Origin of the sequence: Aggregatibacter segnis, from assembly GCF_003130075.1 — a bacterium.
In the GTDB taxonomy this organism is placed as follows: Bacteria; Pseudomonadota; Gammaproteobacteria; order Enterobacterales; family Pasteurellaceae; genus Aggregatibacter; species Aggregatibacter segnis_A.
Genome location: NZ_NRCW01000008.1, coordinates 36798 through 59113 on the forward strand (window position 1 = coordinate 36798; position 22316 = coordinate 59113).

Consider the following 22316-nt stretch of genomic DNA (forward strand, 5'->3'; position numbering starts at 1 on the left):
GTGGGGTATGGTATCGCTATTTCAGTGGTTTGTAAAACAAGGGAAGAAGAGAACAATGTTACAAAAACCAACCATTCTCAATATAAAAACTGTAGCAAAATCAACGATATTTGAAATTCAATCGGTGGATTTGAAATTCGCCAACGGAACGCACCGCACTTATGAACGTTTTCGCCCCGGCAAATACGCTTCGGTGATGGTGGTGGCGATTGATGGCGAGGATATGTTGTTAGTGCGTGAATATGCCATGGGAACAGAGCGCTATGAGTTAGGATTTGTGAAGGGCAGAATGGATGCAGGTGAAACGCCGGAACAAGGCGCCAATCGCGAGTTGCAAGAAGAAATTGGTTTAGGCGCAACATCTTGGGTACATTTGCGCACGATTAATTCATCTGTTGGTTTCATGAATAATCCTATGCACATTTTATTGGCACAGAATTTTTATCCGAGCCAACTGGAAGGCGACGAGCCGGAACCGTTGCAAGTGGTACGCGTGCCGTTGGCAAACATTAACGAATTGTTGCAAGATCCGGAATTCAATGAAGCGAAAAATCTGACCGCACTTTATTTACTTCGGGATTATTTAAATAATCATTAATAATCACTATGGTTATTTAAATAAATTCTAATAAAAATAAAAAGATATTAAATGAAACTTGATTATTCACCGCTTTTTTGTCAAGGTGGCAACGTTTTTTATTTAAAAGATAGGTAATGTGTTATGCAATCTACAAACTTAAAAGAGTTGACCTTCCGAGGCATGTTCCTTGGGGCGTTGATTACGGTGTTGTTTACCGCATCTAACGTTTATTTGGGTCTGAAAGTGGGGATGACGTTTGCGTCGTCGATTCCGGCGGCAGTTATTTCCATGGCGGTACTGAAATTCTTTAAAGATTCCAGTATCTTGGAAAACAACATGGTGCAAACTCAAGCATCTTCTGCGGGTACGCTTTCCTCTGTGATTTTCGTGTTGCCGGGCTTATTGATGATGGGCTACTGGCAAGACTTCCCGTTCTGGCAAACCATGTTGATTTGTGCTGCGGGTGGTACGTTGGGCGTGTTGTTCACGATTCCATTGCGTCGTGCCATGGTGGTAAATAGCGATTTACCTTATCCGGAAGGTGTTGCTGCGGCGGAAATTTTGAAAGCCGGTAATAATTCTGATGCAGACAGCGGTGTGAAAGATATTGCTTATGGCGGTATTTTTGCCAGCGTCGTGGCGTTCTTAACGAACGGTTTACGTTTGATGGCAGATGGCGCTAGCGCGTGGTTTACCGGCCCGGGCGGCAAAGCCATTTTCCAACTGCCGATGGGCTTTTCTTTAGCCTTATTAGGCGCTGGTTACTTAATCGGTATCGTGGGCGGTATTGCGATGTTGTTGGGTACCTTCTTTGCTTGGGGCTTAGCGGTACCGTTCTTTACCATGTCCGGTGATATGCCAACTGATGGAACTATCGTAAGTTACGCCATCAGCATGTGGAAAACGAAAGTACGTTTTATCGGTGTGGGAACAATCGGGATTGCGGCTATTTGGACGTTATTGATTCTGATGAAACCAATGGTGCAAGGCATGGTACATTCTTTCCGTATGTTGAAAGGCACACAAGGTGCGTCTGAACATCGTATTGATATCGACCTTTCACCAAAAACCATGATTTACATTTTAATTGCCGCTGTGGCGTTAATCGTGGTTTCCTTACATCACTTTATTGCTGCTGCACCGATTTCTCCGGAATTGGCGTTATTGTTAGTGGTGGTTTGTACTTTCTTGGCGGTATTTATCGGTTTCTTCGTGGCGGCAGCTTCCGGTTACATGGCGGGACTTGTGGGGTCTTCCTCCAGTCCGATTTCCGGTATCGGGATTATTTCCGTGATCGTGATTTCCTTGGTGTTGGTTTCTATCGGCAATGCGTCCGGTTTATTTGAAACCGTCGATGGACAGAAATTCTTGACCGCACTTACCTTGTTTACTGCGTCTATCGTGTTAACCACGGCGACCATTTCTAACGATAACCTGCAAGATTTAAAAACCGGTTTATTGGTCGAAGCGACGCCTTGGCGTCAACAGGTGGCATTGATTATCGGTTGTTTCGTGGGTGCCTTAGTGATTGCTCCGGTATTGGAAATCCTTTACCACGCTTATGGTTTCACCGGTGCGTTACCGCGTACGGATATGGACCCTTCACAAGCCTTATCTGCGCCACAAGCAACGTTAATGACCACCATTTCACAAGGGATTTTCTCTAATAAATTAGAGTGGACTTACATCTTAACCGGCGTGGGTCTTGGTGCGGTGTTAATTATTATTGATAGCTTCTTGAAAAAAATGAGTAACAAAGCCTTTGCGTTACCGGTATTGGCTGTAGGGATTGGTATCTACTTACCACCTTCTATCAATATGCCGGTTGTGACCGGGGCATTCTTGGCGTGGTTGATTAACCGTCACATGACCAAATATGCGGCACGTAGTGGCGACAAAGACGTGACTAAACGTGCAGAGCGTTTCGGCACCTTGTTCGCCGCGGGCTTGATTGTAGGCGAAAGCTTAATGGGCGTTGTATTAGCCTTTATTATTGCCGCCTCCGTTACCTCAGGTGGATCTGAAGCGCCATTGGCCTTGAATTTGGCAAACTGGGATACGATTGGTGAAGTGCTTGGTTTAGCCGTATTTATCGCCGGTGTGACCATTTTCACCTTGCGTGTATTACGTGCAAAAAAATCTGCGTAATCGCTAAAATTACTCTACAATAGGCTGTCTTTTGATAGCCTATTTTTTTACTCAGGAATTCTTATGCCGTCTAAATTTCCATACCTAAAAGCACTCGTTTTATTTCCTTTACTTGCTCAAATTATTGGCACGCTCGTGAGCATTTACGTTGATGACAACACTGATGAATTATTCACCACAGCAGATGTCGTGCTATTTAGTTTCTTAGCCACATTTATCGTGGCAACCGTGCCGGCGTTGTTGATTGCGTTATGGGCAAAGATTTATCGTTACACGCGTTATAACGTGGTGGCGATCGTGTTAATTTCTCTGACTATTGCCTTTTGTTATGGAAACATCGCGAGTTTTATTTATATGACGCTAACCCAACCTGCTATGACCTTTGGTGTGTGGTTGCATGGCGGCGGCATTGATATGGCATTTTTGCTCAGCTTTGGTATGGCACTGTATTCGGTTCTCGTGTTGCCTTTGTTGTTGCCGAAAACGAGATAAATTGCGACTTGGATTGAGAACATAGGAGGGAAGACTATGCCAATTCTCACAACGCATTTATTACAGGATGTGATTCATATCGCCCAGCAGGCGGGCGAGCATTTACGTCGTTTTTATCAACATTCGGTGTCTGTGCAAATCAAAGCAGACAACACACCGGTGACGGAAGCAGATTTGTTTTCCAGTCAATTTTTAACGGAAAAACTGACCGCACTTACCCCACATCTTCCCATTTTGTCAGAAGAGAATTGCAATATTCCCCTTGCGGAGCGGCAGGCGTGGGAGTCTTATTGGTTAATTGACCCTCTTGATGGCACGCAACAATTTATTAATCGCACCGATCAATTTTCCGTGCTCATTAGCTTAGTGAAAAATCATCAACCGGTGTTGGGCGTGATTCATGCGCCGATATTGGGCTACACCTATTACGCCATGAAAGGATTCGGATCCTATAAGCTGCAAGAGGGCAAACCGTGCAAATTGGCATTCCGCGACATTGCTTTAGACCGACCTTTGCGCATTGCTGTCGGTTCGGCGACAACCGCTGAAAAAGTGCGGTCGATTTTAAGCCCGAATTTTGATTATGCATTTCACATCTGCGGTTCCAGCAGCTTAAAAAGCACACTGGTGGCGGATGGTGTATGTGATTGTTACATTCGCTTAGGTCGCACCGGTGAGTGGGACACGGCCGCCGCAGAGATTTTGCTGGCGGAAATGGGCGGGGTGGTTTTTGACTTAAATTATCAACCGCTGACTTACAATCAACGGGAATCTTTCGTGAATCCGAACTTTTTAATGGGCGTTACGCGAGATTTTCCATGGGATAATATCTTTCGCTCCGATTTATCAGAGTGATTAGAAATGCCGGATGATTTTCCTTATCATACGATGCATTTATTAAATCGTAACATTAATGTGGTAACCAAATGAAAACAGAAAACTGTTGTATCGTTATCTTCGGCGCATCCGGAGACTTAACCTATCGTAAACTTATTCCGGCGTTGTATGACCTTTATAAAATTGATCGGTTAGGCGATGATTTCTCCGTTTTGGGTGTGGCGCGTACTGAATTAAACGACGATTCTTTCCGTGAAAAAATGCGTCAAACGCTAATCGAACACGAAGGCGCGGAAGGCGAATGTTTAGAACAATTTTGTCGCCACTTATATTACCAAGCCGTTAACACCTCAGACAAAGCGGATTATGCCAAATTGATTCCGCGCTTGGATGCCTTGCATGAAACTTATAAAACCAACGGCAACACCTTATATTATTTATCCACGCCGCCGAGTTTATATGGCGTGATTCCGGAATGTTTGGCAGAGCATGGTTTAAACAAAGAAGAGAATGGTTGGAAACGTCTCATTGTGGAAAAACCATTCGGTTATGACCGTAAAACCGCCGAAGCCTTGGACGTTCAAATTCACCGCTTCTTTGATGAACACCAAATTTATCGTATCGACCATTATCTTGGTAAAGAAACCGTACAAAACCTGCTTGTATTGCGTTTTTCTAATGGTTGGTTTGAGCCGCTTTGGAACCGTAACTTTATTGAATACGTGGAAATCACCGGTGCTGAATCTATCGGTGTAGAAGAGCGTGGTGGTTATTACGACGGTTCCGGCGCAATGCGTGATATGTTCCAAAACCATTTGTTGCAAGTGTTGGCGATGGTGGCAATGGAGCCTCCGGCGATTATCAATGCGGATTCCATGCGTGATGAAGTGGCGAAAGTATTACACTGTTTACGCCCGTTAACCCATGAAGACATGGAGCATCATTTAGTCCTCGGACAATACACGGCCGCAGAAATCAACGGCAAAATGGCGAAAGGCTATTTGGAAGAAAAAGGCGTACCGGCAGATTCCCGCACGGAAACCTACATGGCATTGCGTTGTGAAATTGAAAATTGGCGTTGGGCAGGCGTGCCGTTTTATGTGCGTACCGGCAAACGTTTACCGGCGCGGGTCACCGAAATCGTGATTCATTTCAAAACCACACCGCACCCGGTGTTTAGCCAAAATGCGCCGGAAAATAAATTGATTATCCGCATTCAGCCGGATGAAGCTATTTCCATGCGTTTCGGGTTGAAAAAACCGGGCGCCGGTTTTGAGGCAAAAGAAGTTTCCATGGATTTCCGCTATGCCGATTTGGCGGGCGCTACCGTGATGACCGCATACGAACGTTTGTTACTTGATGCCATGAAAGGCGATGCGACCTTATTTGCCCGTACCGATGCTGTACATGCCGCTTGGAAATTCGTGCAACCGATTTTGGATTACAAAGCTCAAGGCGGTCGCGTGTATGACTACGAAGCCGGCAGTTGGGGGCCGGTATCAGCCGATAAACTAATTGCCAAAGAAGGCAAAGTATGGCGAAAACCAAGTGGTTTGATGAAGAAAAAAGTTTAATTTAGTCAATCTCATGTAGGGTGGGCTTCAGCCCACCGTTCCTAATATCTAACATAATAAAATGGTGGGCTAAAGCCCACCCTACGGAAAAACAATGAACTATATTACCTTTCCAACTGCTCAACACGCGGTAGAAAAAATTGCCCAAGAATTTGTGATTTATAGCCAAGCAAATCATCCCGTACACATTTCCTTGTCCGGCGGTTCTACACCGAAATTATTGTTTAAAACTTTGGCGCAAGCGCCTTACGCGGATGCTATTAACTGGAAAAACCTCCATTTCTGGTGGGGCGATGATCGCATGGTGCCGCCATCTGATTCCGAAAGTAATTACGGCGAAGTACAAAAACTCTTGTTCGATCACATCAACATTCCGGCAGAAAACATTCACCGAATTCGTGGCGAAAACGAACTGCACTTAGAGCTTAAACGCTTTGAAGAAGAATTAAGTGCGGTCATTCCTGACGGCGTTTTTGATTGGATTATCCTCGGCATGGGCACAGACGGGCACACGGCTTCTTTGTTCCCGAATCAAACCAATTTCGCGGATGAAAACCTCGCAGTGATCGCCAAACATCCGGAAAGCGGACAGCTCCGCATTTCCAAAACCGCCAAGTTAATTGAACAAGCCAAACGCATTACCTATTTGGTGACAGGCGAAGGCAAAGCGGAAATCCTCAAAGAAATTCAAACCACACCAGCGGAATACTTGCCTTATCCCGCTGCAAAAATCAAAGCAAAAAACGGCGTGACGGAGTGGTATTTGGATAAAGCAGCGGCGAAGTTGCTATAACGGATTGCGATTAGGCATAGTGAGCTTAAAGACATGATCGAATACAAAACCAATTTTCCTATTTCAGTAGAACAATTTATTGAATTGCTCAATAAAACTACTTTAGGCGCACGTCGTCCATTAGAAGATAAAAAACGTGTGGCGGCGATGTTACACCATGCCGATTTATTGGTGACAGCTTGGGATGGCGAGCGATTGGTGGGTGCCGCCCGTTCGGTGACGGATTTTGCCTATTGTTGTTATTTGTCTGATTTGGCGGTGGACGAACAATATCAAAAACAAGGTATCGGCTCGCAGTTAATTGAACACACCAAACAGGCGTTACATCCACAAGCCAAAATCGTGCTGTTATCTGCCCCGCAAGCGGTGGATTACTATCCGCATATTGGATTTACGCAACACATGAGTGCGTGGACGAAGAGTTAAAAAACGCTTGGAAAAGTGACCGCACTTTTGCGTAGCAAGAAGAAGGATTACTGATAGCGCACGCTTCATAGCCTGTGCTTGTAGATAAAGGCACACGTTGGGAAACGTGCGCTATTGTGAAAGTCGGGATTGCCGGCGGTGGTGGCAATAATTTTACAAATACCTCTTTAATGGAGATAAAAGATGAAAAAACTTTTAATAATTGCCTTAGCAACCGTGCTTGTTGCTTGTTCTTCCGGCATTAATGTTGATGAGCTCATGATGAAAATGCCGAAAAATGACCGCACTTTTGTGTTGCAAATTCCGGCATCCAGTAATCCACTTTCGGATTCGATGGTGGTAGGAATGATTAAAACATCAGGTTCTCCATCAACGTCAAGTATGGTGCAGGCTTTATCTATTGATAATGCAAATATTGGTGTGGCAGGGAATAGTCAAATGATTAATAAAGCCACTGCACTTTATGCATTGGAACATGTAACGCAAGTCGGTAAAAATGTCGGCGTCTATATGATGGGCGACAGTGAAAGCGATAAAGCGGATCTAGAAAAAGCTGCAAGCAGAAAAAATATTAAATTACATTATTTCATTAACAAAAAGTAATCTCACTGATAGCGCACGCTTCATGGCCTGTACTTGTAGATAAAGACACATGTTGGGAAATGTGCGCTATTGTGGGGTTATTAGTATTTGAGTCAGTATTATAGCTAATTAAATAGTTATAGATATGCTACCTTAGTGAGAATTTATTATCTTAGATTTAAGTGTATGAAGAAAAATATCAATTTTATTATTGGATTAGTAATAATTATCTTATCTTTAATAACTATCTACTATATTATTCGTTGGATATCTGAGAATAATACTATTGGCATCCCATTATTCACAGCAACTTTAGGTTTTATCGGTATTATTTATAGCCAATATCAATCTAAATCCAGAGATATAAGAGAAAGCCACCGAGCCAGCAAGATTGAAACATATAGAATGTTTTTTGACTTGGTAAACCTATTTCAAAATAATGCCAGAAAAAATATAAGCATAGATTTAGACGATGAAGAATTCCAAAAAAATATACAAGAACTCACAGAGAATATGATGCTTTGGGCTTCAGAGGAAGTAATCATAGCATGGCGTGATTTCAAAAATATCGAGTCTAGTTCTGACGATCCTTATTTGGCATTACGAAAAATTGATAAATTATATAGGGCTATAAGGAAAGATCTTGGACACAATGATAACAATCTAAAAGATTTAGATTTGATAAAAATAAATCTTAAGGATCCAGAAAATCTTAACTAGCTAGCTCAGATAGCGCGCGTCTCCCGACGCGTGCTGATAACTTACGAAATTTGTAAGGCGCGCGTCGGGAGACGCGCGCCAGTATAAGTAAAAAATAATTGAAAAAACGACCGCACTTTTTGCGTGTGGTCATGTGGTGCAACTTGTTGCACCAAAGTATTCAAATCGGTACAACAACTTGTACCCTACCAACAGGAGAAAACAATGTCAGTAAAAGGCGACATCGGTGTTATCGGCTTAGCCGTGATGGGGCAAAACCTCATTTTAAATATGAACGACCACGGATTTAAAGTGGTGGCGTATAACCGTACCACATCCAAAGTAGATGAATTTTTACAAGGTGCGGCAAAAGGCACCAATATTATCGGCGCTTATTCTTTAGAAGATTTGGCGAGCAAATTAGAAAAACCGCGCAAAGTGATGTTAATGGTGCGTGCGGGTGAGGTGGTGGATCAATTCATTGACGCATTACTACCGCACTTAGAAGAAGGCGACATCATTATTGATGGCGGTAACTCAAACTATCCGGACACCAACCGTCGTGTGGCGGCATTACGTGAAAAAGGCATTCGCTTTATCGGCACCGGCGTTTCCGGCGGTGAAGAGGGCGCACGCCACGGGCCATCCATTATGCCGGGCGGTAACGAAGAAGCATGGCCATTCGTGAAACCGGTATTACAAGCGATTTCCGCCAAAACCGACAAAGGCGAAGCGTGCTGTGATTGGGTGGGCAAAGATGGCGCAGGCCATTTCGTAAAAATGGTGCATAACGGCATCGAATACGGCGACATGCAATTAATTTGTGAAGCCTACCAATTCTTAAAAGAGGGCGTGGGCTTGTCTGATGATGAGTTGGAAGCCACCTTCAAAGCATGGCGTAACACCGAATTAGACAGCTACTTGATCGACATCACTGCCGATATTCTTGGCTATAAAGATGAAGACGGTAACCGCCTTGTGGATAAAATTTTAGACACCGCAGGGCAAAAAGGTACGGGCAAATGGACGGGGATCAATGCTCTTGATTTCGGTATTCCATTGACGTTAATCACCGAATCCGTGTTCGCACGTTGCGTATCTGCTTTTAAAGATCAACGCGTTGCCGCAAGCCAATTATTCGGCAAAACTGTGGGCAAAGTGGAAGGCGATAAAAAAGAATGGATTGAAGCGGTGCGCAAAGCGCTATTAGCGTCGAAAATCATTTCTTACGCACAAGGCTTTATGTTGATTCGTGAAGCCTCTGAAAACTTCAACTGGAATATCAACTACGGCAACACCGCCTTATTATGGCGCGAAGGCTGTATTATTCGTAGCCGTTTCTTAGGCAACATTCGCGATGCGTACGAAGCGAACCCGGATTTAATCTTCTTAGGTTCCGACAGCTACTTCAAAGGCATTTTGGAAAACGCCATGGGCGAATGGCGCAAAGTGGTGGCAAAATCCATCGAAGTGGGCATTCCAATGCCATGTATGGCGTCGGCGATTACCTTCTTAGACGGTTACACTTCCGCCCGCCTGCCGGCAAATCTGTTGCAAGCGCAACGTGACTACTTCGGCGCGCACACTTACGAACGCACCGACAAACCACGCGGCGAATTCTTCCACACCAACTGGACGGGGCGCGGCGGCAATACCGCATCCACCACGTATGATGTGTAATTTGTAAAACACGCTGTAAATGGACCGCACTTTAAATGAAAGTGCGGTCATTTTTTTGAATGTTTTGGAGGTCGTATGTTATCGAAAGCCCGTTTAGAGCAAATCACAGAAATGGAAGGCATTCTGAACGAAGCCAATGATTTTTTAGCGGAAGCTGAGGCGTTTCTTGAAAAATGGCAGGCGTTTCTGCCGAAAATGGAAGCTTTGGAGCGCTATTATTTTGACGGTGACTGGCGTGAGGATTATGCCGCTTATGAACAAGGCGAAATTCCACCTGATTTGCCTTGTGGTGTATTAGGCGAAGACCCAGTGTTTAATGCGAGCGTTATGCAGCGCGAATTGGCGGTGCAATGGCTGAAATTAATCAGTCGGATTTTAGACAATAATAAATAAGTCGTACCAGATCATAAAAATGCTGAAACCATTCAAAAAGAACTTATTCGAGATACTCGTGATTTAGTACGCTATACCACTGACGTTGGGATTAGTGATAACGGACGATTCTTAAAAGGATTTTCCATTCGTGGTGTCGAAGGAAACCGAGTTGGTATTAGTGTAGATGGTGTGAATTTGCCTGATAGTGAGGAAAACTCACTTTATGCTCGTTATGGGAATTTTAATCCTTCGCGTTTAGGTATTGATTCAGAATTAGTCAGAGGTATTGATATTGTTCGAGGAGCAGATGCACTTAACTCTGGTAGCGGAGCTTTAGGAGGTAGTGTTGATTACCATACTTTAGATGCGCAAGATATTGTGAAACATAATAATAGATTTGGGGCCTTATTACGTGGTGGATATGCCAGTAAAAATAGTGAGTGGGTCAGAACAGTAGGTGCCGGGTATGTTGGTGATAAAGTGGATGCTATTTTTATGTATTCACAACGTACAGGCCATCAAATGAAGAGTAAGGGAGAGGGTCCTGAATTTAATTATTCGAAAAGCCAACATCCAGATCCGGCTACGCACCGTTTTCATAGTTATTTAGCTAAGGTTGGCTATCAAATCACTCCTCATCATAAGGTCGGCGTTGGTGTTAATGGCCAAAAAGGTAACCGATATGTAGATGAACGTAGCTATACTTCTTTCGGAAGTGCTTGGCGTGAGGCAGATGATCAGAATAAACGCATCAATGTAAACGCGTATTATCTTTACACACCAGAGTCTGATTACTTAGCGTTTGGTAAATTGGATTTTGATTATCAAAAAACAGATTTGGCAGCGGTCAACTATAAAGGACTACGCGATTGGAAAACAAATGAGAAAAAATTGGGTGAAGTTTTTGATCGTCGTATGAAAACCGAGTTTAAACGAGTATCTGTTGACTTAGAAAGTGTTCCGTTTAACTGGAGGGGAGAACATGTTTTCTCCTTTAAAACCTATGTAAGTGAACGAGAATTTAAAAATATTAACCATGATACCAATGAATATGGGTTAGACGAATGGTACACCATTCAAAGACCTGTAAAAACGAGAATGTATGGAACTTCATTAAAAGATCAAATCACATGGAATCCTCATTTTGAAAGCGGTTGGCGACCAACATTCTCTGCAAATATTGGTACTCGTTACGATTACGCCAAACTTTCTCCTCAAGGTTTGAATGCTGCTTGTAGTAAGGCTTGTTTGGCTGAAGGGGAACCCGCACAAAGTAGTTTCTCAAATTGGAGCGGCTTTCTAGGTTTAGATGCTCAAACAACAGATACTTGGAAATTTGGTTATCAGTTAAGTACAGGCTATCGTATTCCTACTGCCACCGAATTATATTTCAGTTTTACCAATGCTTATGGTACATGGAAATCTAATCCTGGATTAAAGTCAGAGCGTAGTATCAACCATACGCTTTTTGCTAAAGCACAGAATGAAAAAGGTATGTTTGATATTCATTTATATCAAACCCGTTATCGTAATTTCTTGTTTGAACAGGAAAGTATTATTGAGCAGACCCAATATGGACGGACTTACCAAACACCAATGCAACAAATGGTGAATGTCGATAATGCACGAGTAAATGGTATAGAGGTGAAAGGAAGTCTGAATTTGGATACGGTTCTTTCTGTTCCGAAAGGTTTCAAACTATATGGAGCATTAGGTTATAGTAAAGGTAAATTATCAAATTCAACTAGCCTACTTTCTATTCAGCCAGTAAAAGCTGTTTTAGGATTTGATTATGAAGATCCAAACGGTAAATGGGGTATTTTTAGCCGATTAACCTATTTAGGGAGCAAAAAAGCAAAAGATGCCAAAACACTTGAAATTAAGAAGCGTTGTCTAGAATGGTCTTATGATTATTGGTATGGTAAAGACATTTGTTCAAAAGAAGAGCTATACCAATCTGTTGAGAACTATAAGTATCTTAATAAATCTGCCTATTTAGTTGATTTATTCGGTTTTTATAAAATCAGGGAAGATATTACATTGAGAGCAGGGGTATATAATCTGTTTGATAAAAAATACCATACCTGGGATGCTTTGCGTGGCGTTAATGCACACAGCACAACAAATAATATTGATAGAAATGGTGTAGGTCTTGAACGTTTTTATGCACCGGGACGCAACTATTCCGCCTCCATTGAAATTCGCTTCTAATCCAAGCTGAAATTCATTGAAAAAACAGACCGCACTTTGAGCATTTCAAAGGGCGGTCAATTTTTTATGTGTTTTTAAAAATTAATAGCTTGAGTTAATTAACACTTCTTCACCATATCCGCCAAGGGTTGGCATTGGTTGGTAAGTTGAGTTAGCAGCGCGCATGAGGCGGATGCCACGAACGCCGGCTTCTTTGGCAGCAAGAATGTCATCGTCACTGTCGCCGTAGTGAATGGTGACTTTGTGTTTGATAATGCCAGGGGTTTTGTTGTATTTGGTGCTAAGCTCACGCCCACCCATGAATTCTACCGGGTGCATGTCTTTAATATTAAAGGCTTTTTGTAATACTGGGGTAACGCCATCTTTATCGCCGGCAGTGCGTCCGGTGATGAAATAAATTTGGTCGCCACGGGCTTGGTGCATATTAATTAAATCTATGGCAATTTGTTTTGGAATGGAATATTGGTCACAACCAGCATTCACTTCATTCCAGAAATCTTGGTTTTTTAAGTAATCATGTTTGCCCGGAGAATATTTTTGTTGTCCGTGATAAAAACAAGGACTACTGAATAGCACGGTATCGTCAATATCAAAACTTACATTGATCGGTGCTTTACCTTCCAATTCTTTTTTCAGTTGCTCAACGGAAATCCAGTGGATTGGTTGTTCCACGAGCATTTCACGGGCATTGGTACCTTGATTGGTGTAAGGTTCGGTTTTGGCCGCCATGGCGGGAATTGCTGCCGCGGTTAAAAGGGCGACAAGAGAAAGTTTAACAAGATTTTTCATTGTGACTCCTGATGAGATTGTGAATATATCGGCGGCAATCCTACCTTTTTTGTTCTATTACGCAATTTCAAGCAATCGTTTGCTATACAAAATTCTGACCGTGATCACATTTTTACTATTTGATTGGTGAATAAATAACCAATATTGTTTTTCCCCTTGAATTCCCCCTAAATTACCTCAATATAACCTCCACATTTTCCATTTTTAAAGGACAACATTATGACTACGATAGTAAGTGTACGTCGCAACGGCAAAGTGGTTGTCGGCGGTGACGGACAGGTTTCCCTTGGCAATACGGTGATGAAAGGTAACGCGCGCAAAGTGCGTCGTTTGTATAACGGCAAAGTGTTGGCAGGTTTTGCGGGCGGCACGGCAGATGCCTTTACATTATTTGAGCTTTTTGAGCGTAAATTAGAAATGCACCAAGGGCATTTATTGAAAAGTGCGGTGGAATTGGCGAAAGATTGGCGCACTGACCGCGCATTGCGTAAATTGGAAGCGATGCTAATTGTGGCAGACGAAAAAGAAAGCCTGATTATTACAGGCATCGGTGATGTAGTACAACCGGAAGAAGATCAGATCCTTGCTATCGGCTCTGGCGGCAACTACGCTTTATCTGCTGCCCGTGCGTTGGTGGAAAACACCGAGTTGTCGGCACGTGAAATTGTGGAAAAATCTCTCAAAATTGCCGGTGAAATTTGCGTGTTCACCAACACCAATTTTACTATTGAAGAATTGCCGAATTAAAAATTTATAAGGAATAAACCATGTCTGAAATGACGCCTCGTGAAATAGTTTCTGAATTAGATCAACATATTATCGGTCAAAGCGACGCCAAGCGTGCAGTGGCGATTGCTTTGAGAAACCGCTGGCGCAGAATGCAGTTACAAGAGCCGATGCGCCACGAAGTAACGCCGAAAAACATTCTTATGATTGGGCCGACTGGTGTGGGAAAAACCGAAATTGCCCGCCGTTTGGCAAAATTAGCCAATGCGCCGTTCATTAAAGTGGAAGCCACCAAATTTACCGAAGTCGGTTATGTGGGCAAAGAAGTGGATTCCATTATTCGCGATTTAACCGACAGTGCCATGAAATTGGTACGCCAACAGGAAATCGTCAAAAATCGTGCTAAAGCAGAAGAAGCGGCAGAAGAGCGAATTTTAGATGCCTTATTGCCTGCGGCGAAGAACCAATGGGGTGAAGTGGAAAACCGCGATAGCCAAAGCAACACCCGTCAGATTTTCCGCAAGAAACTACGCGAAGGTCAGTTAGACGATAAAGAAGTGGAAATCGATGTCGCCGGTGTGCCGATGGGCGTGGAAATCATGGCACCTCCCGGCATGGAAGATATGACCAGTCAACTACAATCCATGTTTGAGAACCTTTCCGGTAGCCAAACTAAAAAACGCAAAATGAAAATTAAGGATGCCTTAAAAACCTTAATTGATGATGAAGCGGCGAAATTGGTGAACCCGGAAGAGTTGAAACAAAAAGCCATTGATGCGGTGGAGCAAAACGGCATCGTGTTTATCGATGAAATCGACAAAATTTGTAAGAAAGGCGAATACAGTGGCGCAGATGTCTCCCGTGAGGGCGTGCAACGCGATTTATTACCGTTGGTGGAAGGTTCTACCGTGAACACCAAACACGGTATGGTCAAAACCGATCACATTTTGTTTATCGCTTCCGGTGCGTTCCAAGTGGCTCGCCCGTCAGATTTAATCCCGGAATTACAAGGTCGTTTGCCGATTCGTGTGGAACTTTCTGCACTCACCGCTGAGGATTTCGAGCGTATTCTGACTGAGCCGAACGCTTCTTTAACCGAGCAATACAAAGCCCTAATGGCAACGGAAGGGGTAAACATTGAATTCACTCAAGATGCCATTAAGAAAATCGCTGAGGCGGCATTTCGTGTCAATGAAAAGACCGAAAATATCGGTGCGCGCCGTTTGCATACCGTGATGGAGCGCTTAATGGATAAAATCTCTTTCAACGCCAGCGATATGGATGGGCAAACCGTGAACATTGATGCCGCATATGTCACCGAAGCCTTGGGCGAGGTGATTGAGAACGAAGATTTAAGCCGTTTCATTCTGTAGTTTTTTCTTTGTTATGAAGGCACGATAAACATCGTGCCTTTTGTTTTCTTAAGTGCGGTGGGTTTTTAGAAAGTTTTTGTAGTTGCAGGGTAAGTTGTTTACAATGAGCCCATCTTTTCATCAGCTTGAGTGTCATTATGCAGATAAAAAAATGCCTTGCCGCATTACTATTAGGTTCCGTGTTATTAACCGGATGTTCTTCTTCCATCGATCCGCAAACCGGCGAACGTAAAGACGCCTTGGAAGGGTTTAACCGTAAAATGTGGGACTTTAACTATCATGTTGCCGACCCTTATGTGTTAAAACCGTTAGCTAAGGGATGGAAAAATTATGTGCCAAGCCCGGTGCGTACCGGTGTTATCAATGTGGCGGATAACCTTGATGAACCGGCAAGTTTTGCCAACCGTTTGATTCAAGGGGATTTTAAGCAGGCACTCATCCATTTTAACCGTTTCTGGATTAACACGATTTTCGGATTGGGCGGTTTAATTGATGTGGCAAGTTATAGCGATCCGTTGAAAAAACAAGGCGATAACCGTTTTGGTGATACGTTAGGGCGCTATGGTGTTGGAACCGGCCCTTATGTGATGTTGCCGTTATATGGTGCCGCAACACCGCGTCAAGATATTGGCAATCTGGCAGATACGACTTATCCAATGCTTTCCTTGCTTGGCCCTTGGGGCTTCTTAAAAGCCGGTTTGCAAGGCATTGATACGCGTGCGAAATTGATGGATAAAGAAGCACTATTGGATCAGGCGCAAGACCCGTATCTTACTTTCCGTGAAGCTTATTTCCAACGTTTGGAACAACGCATCAACGGCGATAAAGAGAAAAAAGCGGATCCGGTTTTATCAAACGATATTCTCAACCAAATTGATTAATAGGAGAGCGGTTATGGAAATGTCATCTACCCAACGTTTAATTTTAGTTAACCAATATAAATTAATGGCGTTATTAGACCCGACCAATGCGGCAAAATACCAACGTCTAGAAACCATTGTGAAAGGTGGATTTAGCTTGGAATTGCGTGAGTTGGACAACGAGTTTTCGGTGATTTCGGAAGAAGAATGCCGCACGGTATTGGATACGTTGGAAATGTACAAAGCGTTGCAAATTTCCTATAACAATTTGAGTGATAAATCCGAATTGAGCGAACACCGATTACAGTTCGTTGGTTACTGTGCCGTGCGTGAGAAAAAATACCTTAACTATCTCCGTTTCATCACAAGCGTGGAAGGAAAATATCAGGAATTTATGCGTTGCGAACACGGTTGCGATTCCCAAACGCCAATGAGAGACAAATATTCTCGCATGATCGATGCGTGGAAAGCGTGCCCTCATGAATATCATTTAAGCATGGCGGAAATTCAGAATATCTTGAATGCTTAATTTTTAAAAACACCGCAAAAATAAACCGCACTTCAGTCACTAAAGTGCGGTTGTTTTTTAGGGTGAATTTTATTGGGGATTACAAATAAGATTTTTCAACCACTTTTAAGTTGTCATCTAATTTATACACCAACGGCTGGCCGGTTGGGATTTCTAAATCCATGATATCCGCATCGGAAATGCCTTCAATGTGTTTTGCAAGTGCACGTAGAGAGTTACCGTGCGCAACCACTAAAACGCGTTTACCACTTAATAATGCCGGTGCGATTTGGTCTTCCCAGAACGGAAGTACACGCTCTAAGGTCACTTTTAAGTTTTCGCCATCCGGAATGACATCAGCCGGTAAGTGTGCGTAGCGACGGTCATTGTGGGCAGAATTCGGATCTTTCGGATCTAACAATGGTGGTAATGTGTCGTAAGAACGGCGCCAAATGTGAACTTGCTCATCACCGTATTTTTCGGCGGTGGCTTTTTTGTCTAAGCCTTGTAGTTCACCATAGTGACGTTCATTTAAACGCCAGTTTTTCACTTGTGGAATCCATAATTGGTGAGATTCTTCCAACACGATATTACAGGTTTTGATCGCACGAGTAAGGACGGAGGTGAAAGCAATGTCGAATTCAAAACCGGCATTCAATAATTTTTGACCTGCGGTTTTGGCTTCTTCCACGCCGCGCTCGGTCAAATTGACATCGCGCCAACCGGTAAATAAGTTTTTTGCATTCCATTCACTGAAGCCGTGACGAATAAAAACTAATTCCATAATAAGTCTCCTAGATTAATTAAAAAAACTGCTTCAGTTATAGCAAAAAAACGCTTTTTTATAAAGGAAAAACTCGTTTATTTTCCACCGCACTTTTGCGTCAAAAGGGCATCTTTCACGAGGTTTTTTTCGCACGTCTTTTTTAATAAAAAAGAGGCAACCGATTGCTTTCGGTGAATCTGTGAAATAGATCAAAATACAGGGAATTAATCGGAAATAAACGTTCCCATCACAGATGTTTTTAGATAGGCTAGAGGGAGTTTTTCAATTATTCATGTTACAAGGAGTCACTATGTCAGCACTTTTCGAGATGGCACAAAATTGGTTAAACCAAGATCCGGACGCTGAAACGCACGCAGAATTAACCGCACTTTTAAGCGCGGCAAAAAGTGGCGATGCAAAAGCGGAAGCTGAACTTGCTGCCCGTTTTGACGGACGTTTACAATTCGGTACCGCCGGTTTACGCGGTCGCCTGCAAGCCGGTTCTATGGGGATGAATCGCGTGTTGGTGGCGCAAGCTGCCGGCGGGTTGGCTGAGTATTTAAAAGGGTATGACAAACAGCCTTCTATCGTGATTGGTTATGACGGCCGTAAAAACTCCGATGTATTTGCACGCGACACGGCTGAAATCATGGCGGGCGCCGGCATTAAAGCCTATTTATTACCACGCAAATTACCAACCCCGGTGTTGGCTTACGCTATTCAATATTTTGATACCACCGCAGGCGTGATGGTGACAGCGAGCCACAACCCACCGGAAGATAACGGCTATAAAGTTTATTTAGGCAAAGCCAACGGCGGCGGACAAATCGTTTCTCCTGCAGACAAAGACATTGCGGCGTTAATTGATAACGTCGCTGCTGGCAGCGTGAAAGATTTACCGCGTAGCCAAGATTACGTCGTGTTAGATGACACTGTGGTAGATGCTTACATTGCGAAAACAGCCGCGCTTGCGAAAGAACCACAAACTGACATTAACTACGTTTACACCGCCATGCACGGCGTGGGCTATGAAGTGTTGAGCAAAACGTTGACAAAAGCAGGCTTGCCACAACCGCACATCGTTGCTGAACAAGTCTGGCCGGACGGCACTTTCCCAACCGTGAACTTCCCTAACCCGGAAGAAAAAGGCGCGTTAGATTTAGCGATTCAAGTGGCAAAAGCACACAATGCCGAATTTATCATCGCCAATGACCCGGATGCTGACCGTTTAGCAGTGGCAGTGCCGGATGCTGAAGGCAACTGGAAACCATTACACGGCAATGTGGTGGGCTGCTTCTTGGGTTGGTATTTGGCGAAACAATATCAAGCACAAGGTAAAAAAGGCGTATTGGCTTGTTCCCTCGTGTCCTCGCCTGCCTTGGCAGAGATTGCGAAACGTTATGGTTTTGAATCCCAAGAAACCCTTACCGGCTTCAAATATATCGGTAAAGTCCAAGGCTTGTTATTCGGTTTTGAAGAAGCGTTGGGGTATTTGGTGGATCCGGACAAAGTACGTGATAAAGACGGTATTTCAGCCGCTATTGTGTTCTTGGATTTAGTGCGTAGCTTGAAGAAACAAGGTAAAACCTTGACAGATTATGCAGAGGAATTCACCAAAGAATTTGGCGCTTATGTGAGCGGACAAATTTCTATTCGTGTGAGCGATTTGTCTGAAATCGGCAAATTAATGACCGCACTTCGCAACAACCCGCCAAGCCAAATCGGTGGTTTCAATGTGGCACAATTTATCGATCACACCAAAACCGACCGTCAAAGCGACATTTTGGTCTTCGTCTTGGAAAACGGCAGCCGCCTTATTGCGCGTCCGTCTGGTACTGAACCGAAAATCAAATTCTATCTTGATGCACGTGGTACAGATCCGAAAAATGCCGATCATGTGTTGGCGGAATTCGATGCGGCAGTTCGCGCGATTTTACGTCAAGAGGCATATGGTAAGCAGGATTGCTAACCAGCCCGACTAACGAGAAATAAAAAACGGTATTCTTATTTAAGAATACCGTTTTCTTTGGGAAAGTGCGGTGGATTTATGCCACTTTTTTCTCAAAGAATTTCATTAATGGCAATATCACTAAACAACAAATTGCGCCTACAGCCAAACCGGTAACCAGTGTGGCGATTTGCCCTAAAACGCCTTCAGCAAGCTGAACATTTGCCCAAAAGTGGTGAATTGTCTCAACGTTATGCACGAAAATCCCGCCACCGACCAAGAACATCGCCAAGGTGCCAATGAAGCTTAATGAGCGCATGAATTTTGGCATTAGAAATAAAACGCTTTTACCGACATGGCTTGCGATACCGCCTTTTTGCATTAAAAATAAACCGAAATCATCAGCTTTGACGATAAGCGCCACAATGCCGTAAACGAAAACAGTGATGCCAATTCCGATGAGTGAAAGGGCGATGATTTGCACGGAAATTGGTGATTCGGCAAGCTCACCTAAGGCGATAATAATGATTTCGGCAGAAAGAATGAAATCTGTGCGTACGGCACCACGAATTTTGGCTTTTTCATCGAAAGCATTTTTTTCGTGATAGTGTTCATGAGCAAAAAATTTATGCAGGATTTTTTCCACGCCCTCAAAGCACAAATAGGCTCCGCCGAGCATCAATAAAGGCACGATGAGCGCCGGCAAAAAGGCGGCTAACAACAGTGCGATAGGAATTAAAATAACCTTATTTACCAAGGAACCTTTTGCCACCGCCCACACAATCGGCAATTCCCGTTCTGCAGTGGCGCCGGTCACTTGATTGGCGTTCAACGCCAAATCATCCCCCACCACACCGACAGTTTTCTTGGCAGCCACTTTAGTCATCACAGACACATCGTCCAATAACGATGCAATATCATCCAATAAAGTAAACAATGAGCTAAACGCCATTTTCTTTCCTTGTATTAAAACGAAACAAATAAGTGCATATTGTGGGGAGGAGGGCGATGGGAAGTCAACGGGAATTTACGAAAGTGCGGTTAAAAACGAGGGAGATTTTGACCGCACTTTTGGTGGGGTAGGTATTTACTTCTATATTAGTTTCTATATTTTTTGTTTTCCCTACATACTGTTGAGTTGTTAATATCCTGAGCTAGGTATTAGGTATCAAACATTCTTGGTAAATTTTTCTACACCTAGTCACTGTTAGAAAGTTTTCATTTCCTATATTTATTATAAGCATCACAAACATCTTTGAATTTATAACAATATGTATATAACTAGCATTAAAAACAAATCCTTTATCTCTTAAACACATGGCATATCTTCTATTTGACTCTTTTCTGTTTTTTACTCCAACAACTTCTTGAAACCCTGAAACATCTTTAATTTCAAGTCCTTGAATAGACTGATTAAAGCAAGCCATATGAGTATCTTTAGTTAAAGGTTTTTTTGTATCTTTATGAACCCAGATATTCTCATCCCAATAAGATGAGTATGAAGGCATTAAATCCAAAAACAAACAACCTCCTAGAGATAGAATTACTAATAAATAAATAAAAATTCTCATTTATTTCCCCCACGCTGGCGCGCGTTTCCTAACGCGTGCCCAAAACATCAATTTCATTTAATTCAGATTTTTACTATTTTTAGTGAGATACAAGCACGCGTCAGGAGACGCGCGCTATCTAAGGGGTGGACGCTGGCGCTATCATTGGGGCAAGATTGAATAAAAATAGTCATTAAGAATATAACTAAAATTTTCATTATTTCCATCTCCATAACTAGCGCAAGGTGCGTGAACCAACGATTAACGTACGCTACCTTGATGACGAATTAATTTTCTTTCTCTAAAAAAAGTGCGGTCATTTTTCAGATTGTTTTTAAAATTTAAAAACTCCCAATTTTTTGACCGCGCTCTATTTAAATAATAAATTCAATGCTTTATAAGTTACATTTTCCTTTATCCCACTTGGAATCTTGATAGCCACATTCAGCGGGAGAAAGATATATATACCCCTTAGTATTCATACATTCATCAAGATTTTTATATCTTTTGTCATTTATTTGATAGTTTTGCGGATAGTAGTGTAGATTTATATCACCATACTTTCCTCCACAAGAAACAAAATCTTTCCATCGTTGTTTTGAGTTTGTATGTCCTAGTAGTTCTTTTTTTTGATACCCTGCAATTAATGGATATTCTTTCCCCTTATCAACACAATTAACCATTTGTGGAGTATAAAAACATCCGTTTGAATACCAACATCCGTTTAATATAAAACAAAGAAGAAATAAGGTGTATCTCATTTATTTACCTCCTATTTTCATTAAAAGTTCAAACATATCTGATGACATTGCATCCCCTACGATTGCGCGTCTTCTGACGCGTGTCCAAAATATTAATTTCGTTTGATTAAGATTTTTACTATTTTCATGAATAACTTCAGTTTTTTAGATATAAGCTCGCGTCAGGAGACGCGCGTTATCTAGCGGCAGATCTTGTCTTTAGAAAAGTGCGGTCAATATTCAGTGAATTTTAAAATCTCTTGAATATTGACCGCACTTTTAAGCACCTTTGTTAATTACTGCCAAGGCTTAGCATCAGGTTTGCTGTGTTTTTTTCGCCATTGGATACATATTGACCTATTCCACATTGTTTTTTCTTCACAGATTGGTCCGCCTTTTAAATACCAGCCTTTTTTCTCTAAACAAAGATTCACCTCCGGATCATCACTTTCACCGGTAACAAAATCCATACCACAATCCGACATATCTTTTTTTCTTCTATCAAGAAATTTAGTTAAAACATTAGGATCTGAGTCAGGGAATAATGCGTCCGCATTATGCAAACGCCAATGATCATGTGGTGGAAGTGGTTGAAACCATCCACTACAGCTTGTAAGCAATAAGATTAAGGGTATTAAGAATAAAAATCTTATTTTCAT

22 protein-coding genes and 1 pseudogene are annotated in these 22316 nt (G+C 42.7%); 17 read left to right on the forward strand and 6 right to left on the reverse strand.

Translation table 11 applies throughout. The features are described 5' to 3' along the window. Window positions 1-7: 7 nt before the first annotated feature. The 12 genes and pseudogenes from nudE to DK415_RS08565 form a co-directional block, all read left to right on the forward strand. Complete coding sequence (nudE, locus tag DK415_RS08510) at window positions 8-598, forward strand: ADP compounds hydrolase NudE (protein WP_109433258.1); 591 nt, start codon at window positions 8-10, stop codon at window positions 596-598. 123 nt (window positions 599-721) lie between these two features. Further along, window positions 722-2728, forward strand: coding sequence for an OPT family oligopeptide transporter (locus DK415_RS08515; protein WP_109433259.1), 2007 nt, complete (start codon window positions 722-724; stop codon window positions 2726-2728). Between the two features lie 63 nt (window positions 2729-2791). After that, window positions 2792-3220, forward strand: coding sequence for a hypothetical protein (locus tag DK415_RS08520; RefSeq protein WP_109433260.1), 429 nt, complete (start codon window positions 2792-2794; stop codon window positions 3218-3220). A gap of 36 nt (window positions 3221-3256) precedes the next feature. Continuing rightward, a complete protein-coding gene (gene cysQ / locus DK415_RS08525) occupies window positions 3257-4075 on the forward strand; it encodes a 3'(2'),5'-bisphosphate nucleotidase CysQ (RefSeq protein WP_109433261.1) in 819 nt (272 codons plus the stop codon). A gap of 71 nt (window positions 4076-4146) precedes the next feature. Next, entirely contained in the window at window positions 4147-5631 is a 1485-nt protein-coding gene (gene zwf, locus DK415_RS08530; RefSeq protein ID WP_109433262.1) for a glucose-6-phosphate dehydrogenase, read from the forward strand. Window positions 5632-5725: 94 nt separating this feature from the next. Then, window positions 5726-6424 (forward strand): 6-phosphogluconolactonase, encoded by a 699-nt coding sequence (pgl, locus tag DK415_RS08535; protein WP_109433263.1) that lies wholly within the window; start codon window positions 5726-5728, stop codon window positions 6422-6424. 33 nt (window positions 6425-6457) lie between these two features. Further along, window positions 6458-6850 carry a GNAT family N-acetyltransferase gene (locus DK415_RS08540; protein ID WP_109433264.1) on the forward strand — a complete coding sequence of 131 codons (393 nt, stop codon included), beginning with the start codon at window positions 6458-6460 and terminating at the stop codon, window positions 6848-6850. Window positions 6851-7033: 183 nt separating this feature from the next. Continuing rightward, a complete protein-coding gene (locus tag DK415_RS08545; RefSeq protein ID WP_109433265.1) occupies window positions 7034-7453 on the forward strand; it encodes a hypothetical protein in 420 nt (139 codons plus the stop codon). 165 nt (window positions 7454-7618) lie between these two features. Beyond that, complete coding sequence (locus DK415_RS08550) at window positions 7619-8152, forward strand: hypothetical protein (RefSeq protein WP_039847814.1); 534 nt, start codon at window positions 7619-7621, stop codon at window positions 8150-8152. A gap of 204 nt (window positions 8153-8356) precedes the next feature. Further along, window positions 8357-9811: a decarboxylating NADP(+)-dependent phosphogluconate dehydrogenase gene (gene gnd / locus DK415_RS08555; RefSeq protein ID WP_109433266.1), complete on the forward strand. Its 1455-nt coding sequence runs from the start codon at window positions 8357-8359 to the stop codon at window positions 9809-9811. A 75-nt stretch (window positions 9812-9886) separates the two neighbouring features. After that, window positions 9887-10204 (forward strand): DUF4298 domain-containing protein, encoded by a 318-nt coding sequence (locus DK415_RS08560; protein WP_109433267.1) that lies wholly within the window; start codon window positions 9887-9889, stop codon window positions 10202-10204. A 15-nt stretch (window positions 10205-10219) separates the two neighbouring features. Next, a pseudogene (locus DK415_RS08565) lies at window positions 10220-12397 on the forward strand (TonB-dependent hemoglobin/transferrin/lactoferrin family receptor); the annotation flags it as partial. 81 nt (window positions 12398-12478) lie between these two features. On the opposite strand, the gene aphA reads toward DK415_RS08565, so the two are convergent. Next, window positions 12479-13186 (reverse strand): acid phosphatase AphA, encoded by a 708-nt coding sequence (gene aphA, locus DK415_RS08570; protein ID WP_109433268.1) that lies wholly within the window; start codon window positions 13184-13186, stop codon window positions 12479-12481. Window positions 13187-13405: 219 nt separating this feature from the next. Here aphA and hslV point away from each other — a divergent pair, with 219 nt between their 5' ends. From hslV to DK415_RS08590, 4 genes are all read left to right on the forward strand, one after another. Beyond that, the gene (gene hslV / locus DK415_RS08575) at window positions 13406-13933 is read left to right on the forward strand and encodes an ATP-dependent protease subunit HslV (protein WP_005704683.1); all 528 of its coding nucleotides are present in this window, start codon (window positions 13406-13408) and stop codon (window positions 13931-13933) included. Between the two features lie 20 nt (window positions 13934-13953). Continuing rightward, on the forward strand, window positions 13954-15285 hold the full coding sequence (gene hslU / locus DK415_RS08580; protein WP_109433269.1) for an HslU--HslV peptidase ATPase subunit: 1332 nt from the start codon (window positions 13954-13956) through the stop codon (window positions 15283-15285). A gap of 137 nt (window positions 15286-15422) precedes the next feature. After that, on the forward strand, window positions 15423-16166 hold the full coding sequence (locus DK415_RS08585; protein ID WP_109433270.1) for an MlaA family lipoprotein: 744 nt from the start codon (window positions 15423-15425) through the stop codon (window positions 16164-16166). Window positions 16167-16179: 13 nt separating this feature from the next. After that, window positions 16180-16674: a YfbU family protein gene (locus DK415_RS08590; protein WP_109433271.1), complete on the forward strand. Its 495-nt coding sequence runs from the start codon at window positions 16180-16182 to the stop codon at window positions 16672-16674. Window positions 16675-16753: 79 nt separating this feature from the next. On the opposite strand, the gene DK415_RS08595 is transcribed toward DK415_RS08590, so the two are convergent. After that, complete coding sequence (locus DK415_RS08595; protein WP_048749730.1) at window positions 16754-17437, reverse strand: 2,3-diphosphoglycerate-dependent phosphoglycerate mutase; 684 nt, start codon at window positions 17435-17437, stop codon at window positions 16754-16756. A gap of 292 nt (window positions 17438-17729) precedes the next feature. Between DK415_RS08595 and DK415_RS08600 the strand changes: the two genes are divergently transcribed. Continuing rightward, window positions 17730-19388: a phospho-sugar mutase gene (locus DK415_RS08600; RefSeq protein ID WP_109433272.1), complete on the forward strand. Its 1659-nt coding sequence runs from the start codon at window positions 17730-17732 to the stop codon at window positions 19386-19388. A 76-nt stretch (window positions 19389-19464) separates the two neighbouring features. Here DK415_RS08600 and DK415_RS08605 read toward each other — a convergent pair whose 3' ends face one another. The 4 genes from DK415_RS08605 to DK415_RS08620 all read right to left on the reverse strand — a co-directional run bounded on the left by DK415_RS08605 (window position 19465) and on the right by DK415_RS08620 (window position 22316). Beyond that, window positions 19465-20319 (reverse strand): DUF808 domain-containing protein, encoded by an 855-nt coding sequence (locus DK415_RS08605; protein ID WP_109433273.1) that lies wholly within the window; start codon window positions 20317-20319, stop codon window positions 19465-19467. A gap of 202 nt (window positions 20320-20521) precedes the next feature. Next, on the reverse strand, window positions 20522-20938 hold the full coding sequence (locus DK415_RS08610; RefSeq protein ID WP_109433274.1) for a hypothetical protein: 417 nt from the start codon (window positions 20936-20938) through the stop codon (window positions 20522-20524). A gap of 374 nt (window positions 20939-21312) precedes the next feature. After that, complete coding sequence (locus DK415_RS08615; RefSeq protein ID WP_239305718.1) at window positions 21313-21678, reverse strand: hypothetical protein; 366 nt, start codon at window positions 21676-21678, stop codon at window positions 21313-21315. 275 nt (window positions 21679-21953) lie between these two features. Then, window positions 21954-22316, reverse strand: coding sequence for a hypothetical protein (locus tag DK415_RS08620; protein ID WP_109433275.1), 363 nt, complete (start codon window positions 22314-22316; stop codon window positions 21954-21956).